The 13855-nt window shown below is 70.9% G+C and carries 6 protein-coding genes; 5 read left to right on the top strand and 1 reads right to left on the bottom strand.

Annotated elements, in window-relative coordinates; genetic code table 11:
* The first annotated feature begins 31 nt into the window (after window positions 1-31).
* A complete protein-coding gene (locus tag HDA45_RS01645) occupies window positions 32-949 on the top strand; it encodes a helix-turn-helix transcriptional regulator (RefSeq protein WP_184891531.1) in 918 nt (305 codons plus the stop codon).
* Here the strand turns inward: HDA45_RS01645 and HDA45_RS01640 are convergent.
* Window positions 946-2211, bottom strand: coding sequence for a PucR-like N-terminal domain-containing protein (locus tag HDA45_RS01640; RefSeq protein WP_184891530.1), 1266 nt, complete (start codon window positions 2209-2211; stop codon window positions 946-948). The genes HDA45_RS01645 and HDA45_RS01640 overlap by 4 nt on opposite strands.
* Before the next feature lie 285 nt (window positions 2212-2496).
* Between HDA45_RS01640 and HDA45_RS01635 the strand changes: the two genes are divergently transcribed.
* The 4 genes from HDA45_RS01635 (at window position 2497) to HDA45_RS01620 (ending at window position 13844) form a co-directional block, all read left to right on the top strand.
* The gene (locus tag HDA45_RS01635; RefSeq protein ID WP_184891529.1) at window positions 2497-3903 is read left to right on the top strand and encodes an MFS transporter; all 1407 of its coding nucleotides are present in this window, start codon (window positions 2497-2499) and stop codon (window positions 3901-3903) included.
* A 169-nt stretch (window positions 3904-4072) separates the two neighbouring features.
* Window positions 4073-5833 carry a fatty acyl-AMP ligase gene (locus HDA45_RS01630; RefSeq protein ID WP_184891528.1) on the top strand — a complete coding sequence of 587 codons (1761 nt, stop codon included), beginning with the start codon at window positions 4073-4075 and terminating at the stop codon, window positions 5831-5833.
* Window positions 5830-12264 carry a type I polyketide synthase gene (locus HDA45_RS01625; RefSeq protein WP_184891527.1) on the top strand — a complete coding sequence of 2145 codons (6435 nt, stop codon included), beginning with the start codon at window positions 5830-5832 and terminating at the stop codon, window positions 12262-12264. Before HDA45_RS01630 ends, HDA45_RS01625 begins: the two co-directional genes overlap by 4 nt.
* Window positions 12261-13844 (top strand): acyl-CoA carboxylase subunit beta, encoded by a 1584-nt coding sequence (locus HDA45_RS01620; protein ID WP_184891526.1) that lies wholly within the window; start codon window positions 12261-12263, stop codon window positions 13842-13844. Before HDA45_RS01625 ends, HDA45_RS01620 begins: the two co-directional genes overlap by 4 nt.
* The last annotated feature ends 11 nt before the right edge of the window (window positions 13845-13855 follow it).

Below are 13855 nucleotides of genomic sequence, written 5' to 3'. Positions count from 1 at the left end.
CTGAGTCCTGGGGTGGGGGAGGAGAAGCGTCATGCTCGCCGAGTCGCGGGGCCTGTCGATGGAGGCCGAGCAGCTGTACCGGGCCATGCTGGACGGGCGCCAGATCACGCCCGGTGCCGAGCTGGCCGAGCTGGAGCGGTTCGGCCTGGTCCGGGCCGGCGCGGCCGGGGTCGAGGTGTGCCCGCCGCGTGCGGCGCTGTCGGCGTTCGCCGCGCAGCACGAGGCCGCGGCCGTCCGCGCGCGAGAGGCGGCCGAGGTGCTCGGAGCCGCCTACTCCTTGAGGACGGGCCGCGACGCGGACTTCGTCGAGGTGCTGCGCAGCCGGGACGAGGTGATCGCCACCTTCGAAGCCATGCAGACGCAGGCGGGCGTGGACATCGTCGCGCTCGACCCCGGGTCGTACATGAGCCCGAAACCCGAGGTGAGCACGGTGCAGCCGGGTTCGATGGCGCGCGGCATCGGCTACCGCGTCGTCTACGACTCGTCCGTGCTGCAAGACGACGACGGCTTCGCCCAGGTGCAGTCGAGTATCGCCCTCGGGGAGCAGGCGAGGGTGTTCCCCAGGCTGCCCTTGAAACTGGTGATCGCCGACAGCAATCGCGCGCTGATCGCCGTTCCGAACTCCGACGCCGGCGACGTGCTGGCGCTGCTGATCCACCCGTCGATGCTGCTCAGCGCGTTGATCGAGCTGTTCGAATCCTTCTGGCGGATGGCCGTGCCGGTCCGGGCGGGCGGTCCGGACGACGCCGAGGCGGCGCAGGAGCCGACCCTCGCCACCCGTCGTCTGCTCGCCTTGCTGAGCGGAGGCCTGACCGACGAGGCGATCGCCCGCGAGCTCGGCATCAGTGAACGCACGGTGCTCCGGCGGATCAGCCGTCTGCAGCAGCTGCTGGGTGCGCAGACCCGGTTCCAGCTGGGAGCACAGGCGTCACGGCAAGGCTGGCTCTAATCGTCCGAAGTGGACTCTTCCGGCGGGCGGGTGCCCAGTAGCTGGTGCGCCCGCAATGTCATCTGGATCTCCAGACGCTGCGCGGGATCCGCGAGGCGTTCGCCGAACAGGTCGCTCAGCTGGCTGACCCGGTAGCGCACCGTCTGCGGATGGATGCCGAGCGCCTGCGCGATGTCCGGCGTGCTCCCGTTGTGCTCCAACCAGGCCAGCAACGTCTCCGCGAGCCGGATCTGTTGTTTCACCGTCAACCCGGAGAACGGCGCGAGCACCTTGTTCGACACCTCGTCGAGCAGGAATCGGTCGAGCAGGAGCCAATGGGTGGCCAGATGGTCCGAAGTGCGGGTCACCGCGCGGTCTTCGAGTACACCCCGGCTCACCAGGTCGAGGGTGCTCCGGGCCCAGCGCAGCGACGTCGCGGCGTCGGCCGGGTGGACCCGTGGGCCGACAGCGGCCCGCCAGCCCGGCAGCCTGCCGTCGAGACCGCGCAGATCGCGGCCCGGATTCGGGGTGAGCAAACAGGGTTCGTTGCCCTCCAGATCGAGAAGGACGTCGTCGGGGACGCGCGGAGCGGGGATCTGGTGTTGTTCCGCACGCGGGTCGAGTGCGACCACACAGACCCACTCCGGCATCTCCCACTTCGCGGCCTTCGCCATCGTCGCGATGGTCGCGGGGGAGGACGGCGGTGTGGCGAGGAGCAGTTCGAGCAGCCTTCTTCGCCGCCGTTCGAGCGTGCCCGTCGCGGTCGCCTGCGCGAGGGTGTAGCCCTCCACCGAATGGGACGAGATCTCGTCCACATAAGCGAAGATCGCCTCCGCGCCGATGCAGAGCACCGCCGGGGGAAGCCGGTGCGCCTGACCGAATTTCGCCACATAGCGCAACGCGGCGCGGCCGCCCGCGCGGTACGCGGCCTGCAACGTGTTCAGGCTTCCGCCATCACGATGCACCCGTTTGCCGACTTCGACGAACAGCCTCACCCAGTCGTCCGGGGGCGAGCCGAGATCCCCGATGCTGTCGATGCAGCTGACGACGGCTTGCTCGATCGCCCGCACGAGGATCTTGCCGAACTCGCCGTCCAGTGGCTTCCCGTACTCGGGGACGGCCTGCTGGATCTCTTCCAGGATCCGCCGCGCGAGCGGATCGGCGTGCGGCCGGAAGCGCCGGGCCACCTCGGCGGGCAATGAGCACCAGAGCCGCTGTGCCTGCCCTGCTCCTCGAGGGCGGGGGACCAGATCGTGTGCGGAGTTCGTGGCCGTTCGGGTCATGGCTACTCCTTGCCGTACGACGACGTACGCGCACGACATGTACTCACATCAGTGAGGAAGTTGGCAACCGCCGGAGGGAGTTCCTGTCGCCGGTGCCAAGAGGGACGGCGGAAATTGTCATTTCGGAGAGGGGTGGTGTTTCGTGGGTGGTATAGACGGTTCCATGTCCGTGAAGGCCTCCTTCCCTACCTTGAGCGTAGGGAAGGAGGCCTTCACGGACATGCACCGACAGGAAAGGTTGCCTTACCCCTCAACAGAACCGTCATTCCCACTCACGAGGGTGAAATGAAATCGACGCTGGTCATGATCGCGCTCGGGGCGTTCGTCACCACCCTCGACAACACGATCGTCGCGGCCGGCGCGCCTTCGATCGCCCGGGACCTCGCTCTCGATCTGCCCACCCTGCAATGGGTGAGCATCGGGTACATGCTCCCGTTCGCCGGGTTGTTGCCGGTGGCCGGAACACTGGTGGACCGCTGGGGGCAGGCCGCGACACTGCGGGCGGGCCTGCTCGCGTTCGGCGCCGGCGCGGTCGCGGGCGGGCTCGCGACGACGGCATGGCTCGTCATCTCCGCGCGGGTGCTGCAAGGTGCCGCCGCGGCGTTCCTGGTACCGGCGTTGCTCAGTTTGCTCCGCACCAATCTCGACGCGCGAAGACGGGCAGTCGGCGCGACGGTGTGGACGGCCTGTCTCGCGGTCGCGCTGGCGCTCGGCCCGACACTCGGCGGTGTGCTGAGCGAGTATCTGGGCTGGGGCTGGATCTTCTTCGTCAATCTTCCGTTCGTGGCGGCGATGCTGATGCTGCTGCGGCGGGTCGCCACCGCCGGTCGAGATCCGGCCACGGGCCGGCCCGCCGTGCTCTCCATGCTGGTGGTGACCACCGGGATGGTCCTGGTCACCGCCGCCGTGGTGGAACTGGGCGAGGGCGGTGCGGTGCTGCCCACGGTGCTCGGCGCGGCGGGAGCGGGCTTCGCGATCTGGTTCGTGCTCAGGGAAAAACGCGCGCGCGAGCGGCTGGTACCCGGGGAACTGACCGGTCAGCGGGTCTTCACCGGCGCGCTCATCGTGCAGTTGCTGTGGGGTTTGGGGGTTTCGGGAGTCTTCTTCTTCACGCCGTTGCTGCACCAGGAATCCCTCGGGCTCGGACCCGGGCTCGCCGGATTGCCGCTGGTCGTGGTGGCGGTCGCGGTCGTCGCCGCGACGCCGCTGGGGCCGTGGGCGGTGCCGCGATTCGGTCCACATCGGACTGTCGCGGCGGGGCTGGCCACGGTGGCCGCCGGACTGCTCGTCCTCGCCGCGGTCAACCATCTGCCGGAAGTGCTCCCGCGGCTGCCCGGGCTCGTGCTGATCGGGGCCGGATCCGCCCTGACGACGCCGTTGACCTCGTACGCGCTGGAAATCGTGGCGGAGCGGCACGCGGGCACCGCTTCGGGCTTGCTCACCGCGTCCCGTGAGTTGTCGAGCGCGCTGGGCGTCGCGCTGATCGGCACGGTGCTGACGGTGGTACGCACGGCGAAGCTCGAAGAAGGTACCGCGTCGGCGTTGGCGAGCGGTTACACGGCGGGCTTGCTGACGGCGGCGGGGCTGGAACTCCTCGGCGCGCTGCTCGCTCTTCGGTTGCTTCGGGACCGGACAGGGCAAAGTCCGTCCCGAGGTGACAAGCGGGGTGCCCCGTTTCTCTCTTCCCGGTGAGCATGGCCGCACCGCCGTCAGCGTTTCGCGCTCCTTTCATTGACACTCTTCCCGGGTGATCCATACAGTTCCGGGCAGACGAAGAACGGCCTCCGGAATGGAATCCGCTTTCGGCAACGGTGCCGTTCCGAATTCACCTGCTCCTGCTCGAGTCGTCAAACGAGGGGCTATGGAAACCATTTCGGAAACGATCGTCGCCGTCCACGGACGGGACGACACACCCGGCGGGGAGTCGTTCGCGACGCTGCTGGAGTACTGGGCGCGGCGGCTCGGCGACGAGATCGCCGTGACCTACCTCGACCATCGTGCCGGTTCGGACGGGCGGGCGATCAGCCTGTCCTGGCGCGAACTCGACGACCGGGTCGAGGTCCTCGCCACGCGGCTGGCCGAATTCGCCACCCCGGGAGAGCGGGCGGCGATCCTGGCGCGGCAGTCCGCCGACTATGTCGTCGCCTTCCTCGGCGCGATCCGGGCCGGGCTGGTCGCGGTCCCGTTGTTCGCCCCCGACCTTCCCGGGCACGGCGGCAGGCTGGCCGCCGTCCTCGCCGACTGCGCGCCGCGGATCGTGCTCACCACCGCCGACGGAATCGACGGTGTCTCGGACTTCCTCGCCTCGACGGACATCGAGCGCCCAGCGGTGCTCGCCGTCGACACCCCAGCTCCGGTCGCGGCCGGTGAACGTTCCTGGCCGCGACCGGAATCGGACGGACTGGCGTACCTGCAGTACACGTCCGGTTCGACGCGGACCCCGGCGGGGGTGATGCTGACCCACCGCAACGCGCTCACCAACGCCCGCCAGGCCTGTGACGCCTACGCGATCGAGACCGGCACGACGTCCACCGTCAGCTGGCTGCCGCTCTTCCACGACATGGGGCTGATCCTCGGCATCGGCGCGCCGATGGCCGCGGGCGCGGCCTCGGTCCTGATGGATCCGCTCGCGTTCCTCGAACGCCCGTCACGATGGCTGCGCGCCCTCTCGGCCAGCCCCGGAGCGATCAGCGCGGCACCCAACTTCGCGTACGCCTACAGCGCTTCCCGTGTGAGCGAAGACGAGAAGAGCTATCTCGAGCTGAGCCGGGTCGTCTCGCTGATCAACGGAAGCGAGCCGGTGCTGCCCTCGACGATCGCGAAGTTCCACGATGCTTTCGAGGAGTGCGGACTGCGCCCCGAGGTGCACCGTTCCTCCTACGGGCTCGCCGAAGCGACCGTGCTCGTCTCGGTCACGGAGGCGGGCAAGGCGCCGCGAGAGGTCACCTTCGATCGCGACCGGCTCGCCGCCGGGGTCGCGACGCCCGCCGCGCCCGGCACGGGGTCCACCACGCTCGTCTCCTGCGGACTTCCGGCCGGCCAGCGGATCCGTATCGCCGATCCGGTCACGGGCGCGCTCGTCGAACCGGGCCGGGTGGGCGAGATCCAGGTCAACGGCCCGAATATCGGCGTCGGCTACTGGGGACGGCCCGCCGCGTCCGCCGCCGTCTTCGGCCTGCCGCCGATCGATCCGGAATCCGGTGCGGGCTGGCTGGCGACCGGGGACCTGGGCGTGCGCCACGACGGTGAGCTGTTCATGACCGGCAGGCTGAAGGACCTCGTCATCGTCGACGGACGCAACCACTACCCACAGGACATCGAACAGACCGTGGAGACGCATCCCGCGGTCCGGCCGCATTCCGCCGCGGCCTTCGCGGTCGAGGACGAAGACGGCGAAGCGGCGGTCGTGGTGCTGGAGCGGGCCAAGGCGACCGACGCCGACATCGACGTGGCGACGGCGGAGATCCGGCGAGCCGTCTCGGCCGCGCACGGGCTGCGGCCGCGAGACGTCGTCTTCCTCCCGCCGGGTGAAGTGCCGCGCACCTCCAGCGGCAAGATCAGCCGGGTGCTGTGCCGTAAGTCCTATCTGGACGGTGCGCTCACCGCACGGCGGCTCGGATGACCGCCCGGATCCGCGCCTGGCTCATCGCGCGGGTGTCGGAGCGGACGGGGTTGCCCGCGGACCGGATCGATCCGGACAGTCCTCTTCACGAGAGCGGGCTTTCCTCACGGGAGTCGATGGAGCTGGCCGCGGACCTGGGCCGGTACCTCGGCCGTCCACTCGCGCCGACCCTGGTGTGGCAGTACCCGACGATCGCCGCCCTCGCCGAGGGTCTGTCCACAATGGAGCACGATGCCGTCGTGAGTGCGGAGGGCCGGGAGGAGGAACCGATCGCGATCGTCGGCGTCGGCTGCCGTCTTCCTGGCGGAGCCGAGTCCCCTGAGAGGTATTGGCGCTTCCTGGACGCTGGACGCGACGGCATCCGCGACATTCCGGAAGACCGCTGGGAAGCGTTCGGCGAGAGCCTCGACTGGCTGCCCGGCAGAGGTGGATTCCTCGACGACATCGCCGGTTTCGACGCCGACTTCTTCGGCATCGTCCCGGGTGAGGCCGAAGCGATGGATCCCCAGCAGCGGATGTTGCTCGAGGTCACTTGGGCGGCGCTGGAGCACGCGGGAATCCCGCCGTCGAGCCTGCGGGGAAGCCGGACGGGCGTCTTCGTCGGGCTCTCGGCGGGGGAGTACGGCCACCTGACGATGACCGACGCCGCCGCCGTCGATGTCTGGTCCGCCACCGGAGCCGCGACGAGTATCGCCGCCAACCGGCTTTCGTACCTGTTCGACCTGCGCGGGCCCAGTCTCACGCTCGACACCGCTTGCTCGTCTTCGCTGGTGGCCGTGCATCAAGCGGTGCGGAGCCTGCGTCAGGGCGAATGCGGGACGGCACTCGTCGCCGGGGTCAACCTGCTGCTTTCACCCGCCGTCACCGCGACCTTCCAGCGTGCCGGTGTACTCGCGCCCGACGGTCACTGCAAACCGTTCGACGCCGCGGCCGACGGCATCGCCCGCGGCGAGGGCTGCGGAGTGGTCGTGCTGAAACCGCTGAAGGCCGCCCGTCGCGCGGGGGACCGGGTGCTCGCGGTGATCCGCGGCAGCGCGGTGAACTCCGACGGCCGGTCCAACGGCCTCGTCGCGCCCAGCCCCGGCGCACAGGCCTCGCTGTTGCGTGACGCCTATTCCGCGGCGGGCGTCGATCCGTCCTCCGTGGACTACGTCGAGGCGCACGGGACCGGTACCGCGCTGGGGGACCCGATCGAGGCCGTCGCGCTCGGCGAGGTTCTCGGCACCGGACGCGAATCCGCCCGCCCGCTGCTGATCGGCTCGGTGAAGGGCAACCTCGGTCATCTCGAAGGCGCGGCGGGGATCGCCGGGCTGATCAAGGTCGTCCTCGCGATGGTCCACCGGCGGCTGCCCCCGACCCCGCACCATCGCGAACCCAGCCCGCATATCGATTTCGACGGCCTCGGCCTGCGTGTGGTCGACACCGGCACGGACTGGCCGCGCTACTCCGGCGTCGCGCGCGCCGGGATCTCCGCGTTCGGCTTCGGTGGCACCAACGCCCATGTCGTCCTCGAAGAGTGGCCTGCCGCGTCGTTCCCCGTGCGCGAGGCGGAAGCCGAGGGCCCCCAGGTGCTCGCGTTGTCCGCCCGCTCGCCCGAAGTTCTCCGGGCACGGGCCACCGATCTGGCGGACTGGCTCGAGGAACACGGCTCGGTGCCGCTGGACGTCGTCGCCGCGACCCTGGCGCGGAGCCGGGATCATCTGCCGGTACGCGGCGCGGTGGTCGCCGAGGACCGCGGCCAGGCTGTCACCGCGTTACGGGAAATGACCGCCGTCGAGACAGAGCCTGTCTCCGATGTCGTGTTCGTCTTCTCCGGCTATGGCTCTCAGTGGCCGGGGATGGGCCGTCGGCTGCTGCGCACCGAACCCGCCTTCCGCGCCGAGGTCGAGGCGCTCGATCCGATCTTCGAGGCCGGAGCCGGCTTCTCCCTGCGCGAGGTGCTTTCCGGCGAGCTCGACCTCCCGGACCTCGGCGCGACGCAACTCGCGTTGTTCGGCATGCAGCTCGCCCTCGCGGGGCTTTGGCGCGCGCACGGCGTCGTCCCGGCCGCGGTGCTCGGGCATTCGATGGGCGAGGTCGCGGCCGCCGTCGTCGCGGGGGCCCTGGACGTCGCCGACGGTTTGCGCGTGATGACCACGCGCGCCCGGCTGCTCGCGGAGGTCGACGCGACCGGCGACGGCGCGATGGCCGTGGTCGAACTTTCGCCTGCCGAACTGGCCGAGCTGGAAGCGGACTTCCCCGGGATCACCGTCGCCGTCTACGCCTCGCCGGTCCAATGCACCGTCAGTGGCGGCGCGGAGCAGGTCGAGGCGCTGGTCTCGCACGTCGAGAGCCTCGGCAGGCTGGCGAGGCGGCTGCCGGTCGGGGGTGCCGGGCATTCGGAAGCCGTCGACGCCGTGCTCGACAGGCTCCGTGCCGATCTCGGCGGACTGTCACCGCGACCGGCTGAAATCCCTTGCTACAGCAGCGTCCTCGAAGATCCCCAGCGGACACCGGTGTTCGACGTCGAGTACTGGGCGGCGAACCTGCGCCGTCCGGTGCGGTTCAGCCAGGCGTTGGCGGCGGCGACCACGGACGGGTACGGCGTGTTCGTCGAGATCTCGCCGCATCCGGTGGCGCTGGCCGCGATCGAGCAGAGCACCGGGGCGCTCGCGCTGCCGTCGGCGAGCCGGAAGATCGATGAGCGGAAGGCGTTCCTGACCACCCTCGCCCGGCTCCACACGCTCGGACTGCCCGGTGTGCTCGACGCCCGTGGTCCCCGGCCGCTGCCGGTGGCGTTGCCCGGCCCGCGCTGGCGGCACCGGCGGTTCTGGCCGCGCCGCGCGGCTGCCCGTCCGGGATCCGGTGGCGCGCATCCGTTGCTGGGTGTCCACATCGAACTGCCGACCGGCGGCGGGCACCTGTGGCGCGCCGACGTCGGGACCGCGGTGCTGCCGTGGCTGGCCGACCACGCGGCGATGGGCGTCCCGCTGTTCCCGGCCGCCGGTTTCCTGGAGCTGGCGCTCGCCGCGGCCAAGGCCGTCCTGCGGCCCGGTGGGCAACTGCGCGTCGGCGGCCTCGAACTGCACCGGGTGCTCCCGCTCGCCGCGCACACCGAAGTGACGACCAGCCTCAGCACCGACTCCGGACCGTCCGAAGTGGACGTCTACACCCGGTCCGCGCACGGCGGCTGGATCCGGCACGCCACCGCTCGCGTCCGCGACGGGGAGACCACGCCGACGCCGTTCGGCGCCGTCGCGAACGACGCCCGGCCGGTCGACCTCTACCGGCTGCTCGCCGGGATGGGGCAGAGCTACGGCCCCGCGTTCCGCGGGCTGCGCGGGGTTTTGGCGGCGCCAGGCCGGGCTTCGGCATCGATCGCCATGCCCGACGATCATCCGGCGTACGTCCTGCACCCGGTGATCGCCGACGCCTGCCTGCACGCGCTGGCCGCGGCCGGCGGGGACGCGCTGCGCGAAGCCGACGGCGTCTTCCTGCCGCTGACCTTGGGTGAGGTCGTCCTCGCCGGTGACCCACGCCGTGGTGTCCGGGTCGACGCCGTGCTCGATTCGCTCGATCCGGCGGGCGACGGCCTGGTCGGCAGCGTTCAGCTCGTCGACGCCGACGACGTCGTGCTGGTCGAGTTCCGTGAGGTCTATTGCCGCCGGTTCCAGCGGTCGGCGCTGCCGGTGCCGATGGCGGACCTGCTGTTCGAAACGGTCTGGAGACAGGCCGAACTCCCGACAGCGGAACCGGGCGCGCGCAGCTGGCTCGTGCTGCACGACGGCGTGCCTTGGTCGACGCCGCTGCGCGACAAGCTCTCCGAAGCCGGGGACGAGCTGGTGACGGCCCCGCTCGGAGACCGCGCCGCGCTGGCGGAACTCCTGCGCTCCCGCGCCGTGACGGGTGTGCTCGCGTGTGTCCCCACCACGGACGATCCGGACCCGATGCGGGCCGCGCGAATGGTCGCCACGCTCTCCGGCGCTCTCGCGGAACTCGCCGAAGTGGCGTCCCCTCCGCGGTTGTGGCTGGTCAGCGCGGGTGCGTCGGCCATCGAACCCGGTGAGCGCGGTGACCCCGGGCAGGCGTCGCTGCGCGGCCTGGTCCGAGTCCTCGCCTTCGAACATCCCGAACTGCGGGCGAGCCAGGTCGACTTCGACGCCGAGCCGGATCCCGCCCGGCTGTGGATCGGCAGGCTGGTCGCGGAGATCCGCGCGGACGCGCCGGACGACGAGATCGCCTGGCGCGAGGGCGTCCGCTACACGCGGCAGTTGGCCCGCCCGAAACTCGGCGAACCCCGCCGCGAAACGATCGTGCGCGAGGGTGCTTACGTGATCACCGGTGGTCTGGGCGGTCTCGGCCTGGTCGCGGCGGAATGGCTGGCGGGGCGTGGGGCGAGCAGGCTGGTCCTCTCCGGTCGCCGAGGCGCGAGCGCCGATGTCGAACCGATATTGGCGGACCTGCGTGAACTGGGCGCTGACGTCCGCGTCGTCGCGGGCGACATCGCCGAACCGGGGACGGCCGAGGCGTTGGTCGCGGCGGCGACGGAAGGCGGTTTGCCGTTGCGCGGTGTGCTGCACGCGGCCGGGGTGCTGTCCGATGGCGCCGCCATCGCCGTCGAAGCCGACGCCGTGGAAGCCGTCTGGCGGGCGAAAGCGCTGGGAGCGTGGCGGTTGCACGAGGCGACCGCCGGACACGAACTCGACTGGTGGCTGACGTATTCGTCGGCGGCCGCGTTGTTCGGGTCGCCGGGGCAGACCGCGTACGCCACCGCGAACGCCTGGGTCGACGCGCTCGTCGAGTGGCGACGGGCCGCCGGACTGCCCGCGGCGTCCATCGGCTGGGGAGCCTGGGGTGAAGCCGGAGCGGCCGTCGGCAGCCGTAACCCGGTGCTCGAACCGCTCGGCACGGAGGAGGCCCTGTCCGCGATGGACGCCGTGCTGGCACGCGATCGCGGGGCGACCGGGATCGCCAGGGTCGACGCCGGGACCGTACTGGCCCTGTTCCCGCGTCTGGCCGGGCGGCCGTTCTTCGAAATACTGGTACCGGGGGAGGAACCGGCGGCCGGACCGTCCACTTGGGATGGACTGGACGCGTTGCGGGCGGTCCTGCCGGAAGCGGCCCGCGAGATGCTGGCCGACTACCTGGCCGGGCTCGTCGCGGGCATGCTCGGCCTCGCCGCGGGCGAGATCGACAGGAACGTCTCGCTCACCCAGCTCGGCCTGGACTCCCTCACCGCCATGCGTGCCAGAGGTGTCGTGGAACGCGATTTCGGCCTGCCGCTGCCGATTCCGCTGCTGTTGCGCGGGGCCAGCCTCGCCGAACTCGCCGACCATCTCGCCGAAGAGGCCGGGTTCGGCGGATCCCGACGGCAGGCTGGGCCGGTTGTGACTGTCGGTCCCCGCGATCCGGCCGAACGCTGGGTCGCCCGGCATTGGCAGGCTGAGCTGGGCGGCACGGAACCCGGTGTCCACGAAGACTTCTTCGACGCGGGCGGCGACGCCGACGCGGCCGAGAGGCTGCGTGCGGCGTTCGCCGGGCAGCTCGGAGCGGTCCCCGATCGGCTCTTCGCCACGCCGACGATCGCCGCGATGGCCGACCTGCTGCGAGACCGCATCGAGGGACGCGGAGGCTGCCCTGTCCGGCCGCTGCGCGAAGGCGGCACGGATCCGGTGTTCCTGTTCCATCCGGCCGGCGGGCCGACGAGCGTCTACGACGGGCTAGTCCGGCTGCTGCCGGAGGGCAGGCCCGTCTACGGGCTCGAACGGATCGACGAAGAGGACACCGTCGAGGGCAAGGCCGAGTGCTACCTCGAGCTGATCCGCGAAATCCAGCCACAGGGCCCGTACCGGCTGGGCGGCTGGTCGTTCGGCGGTTGCCTGGCCTACGAGACGGCGCGGCGGCTGACCGCGGCCGGGGAACGGGTCGACGTCGTGTTCATGATCGACAGCATCCTGCCGTTGCCCGCCCCGGGGAAACCGGCGCACGAGATCCTGCTGGAGCGCTTCGACCGGTTCGCCGAGCACGTCGAGCAGACCTACGGCGTCCCGCTGGACATCCCGCGCGGGGAACTCGTCGAGCTCGGCGACGACGACCAGATCCGGCTGGTGATCGACAGGCTGGCCGCGCGGGTGCCCGGAATGGGGCAGGGAGTGCTGCGCCACCAGTACGAGTCCTATGTGGACGCGCGGGTGGCCGAACGCTACGAGCCGGAACCGTATGCCGGGCCGGTACTGCTGATGCGCGCGCAGGAGCCGCATCCGCTGACCACCACCCTCGACCCGCGCTACCTGCGCACCGACGACGCTCTCGGCTGGGACGCCTTCTGCGCCGACCTCGAGGTCGTGCGGGTCCCGGGCGACCATCTGTCGATGATCGACCCGCCGCATGTCGAGGTGGTCGCCGCGGCGCTCGCGGCCCGGCTCACGGCACCGAGGGCGGCGCGGCCATGACCGACGTCCCGTTCGCTCCGACGACGGCGTTCCGGATCGCCGATCTCGCCGCCCGCCAGGAGGAAGCCGTCCGGATCGCCGAGAAGCGAGCCGTCGACCGGCAGCACGCCAAGGGCAAGCTGACCGCGCGCGAACGCCTCGACCTGTTGCTGGACCCGGGTTCCTTCGTCGAGCTCGACCAGTTCGCGCGGCATCGGTGCACCGAGTTCGGGATGGACGCCAACCGGCCCTACGGCGACGGCGTGGTGACCGGGCACGGCACCGTCGACGGCAGGCAGATCTGTGTGTTCTCGCAGGACTTCACCGTATTCGGCGGCAGTATGGGCGAGGTCTTCGGCGAGAAGGTCCTCAAGGTGATGGACCTGGCGATGACGCTGGGCTGCCCGGTGGTCGGGATCAACGATTCCGGCGGCGCCCGGATCCAGGAAGGCGTCGTCTCGCTGGCCTACTACGCCGAACTCGGCAGGCGCAACGCGCTGGCCTCCGGGGTCATCCCGCAGATCTCGCTGATCATGGGCCCCTGCGCGGGCGGCGCGGTCTACTCGCCGGCGATCACGGACTTCACGGTGATGGTCGACGAGACCGCGCACATGTTCGTCACCGGACCGGACGTCGTGCACGCCGTCAGCGGCGAGCGGGTCACCGCCCAGCAGCTCGGCGGCGCCGCGGTGAACAGCGAGATCTCCGGCAACGCCCATCATCGGGCCGTCGACGAACAGGACGCCGTCGACTGGGTGCAGACCCTCCTCGGCTACCTGCCGTCCAACAACCTGGACCCCGTCCCGGCCTACGCCGACGAGACCGCCGCCGACCTCACCGCCGCCGATCTCGAACTCGACAGGCTGGTTCCCGATTCGCTGAACCAGGCCTACGACATGGCCGAAGTGATCCGCCGCCTCGTCGACGACGGCGAGTTCACCGAGGTGCACAGCGCCTTCGCGCCCAACATGATCTGCGCGTTCGGCCGGGTGCAGGGCCGCACGGTCGGCGTCGTGGCCAACCAGCCGCGGCATCAGGCGGGGGTGATCGACATCGACGCCTCGGAGAAGGCCGCGCGGTTCGTGCGGTTCTGCGACGCCTTCAACATCCCGATCCTGACCCTCGCCGACGTCCCCGGTTACCTGCCCGGCGCGGAACAGGAACGGCACGGGATCATCCGCCGCGGCGCGAAGCTGATCTACGCCTACGCGGAGGCGACCGTGCCGAAGGTGACCGTGGTGATCCGCAAGGCCTACGGCGGCGGCTACGCGGTGATGGGGTCGAAGCATCTCGGCGCGGACGTCAACCTGGCGTGGCCGACCGCGGAGATCGCGGTGATGGGCGCGGAGGGCGCGGTGCGGGTGCTGCACCGGCGCGAGCTGGCCGCGCTGCCGCCGGAACAACGGTCCGCCGAACGGGGACGGCTCACCGAGGCGTACCGCAAACGGCATTCGAACCCGTACCTCGCCGCGGAACGCGGCTATGTCGACCAGGTCATCGCGCCGTCGCAGACCCGCCTGCAGGTGGCGAGGGCGCTGCGCTTGCTGCGGACCAAGCGGCAGACCCTCCCGGCCAAGAAGCACGGAAACATCCCTTTGTGAGCAAGGAGAAG

The organism is Amycolatopsis umgeniensis (assembly GCF_014205155.1).
Lineage (GTDB): Bacteria > Actinomycetota > Actinomycetes > Mycobacteriales > Pseudonocardiaceae > Amycolatopsis > Amycolatopsis umgeniensis.
Note: the sequence above shows the minus strand (reverse complement) of the source record. Positions and strands in the feature narration are given on the sequence as shown.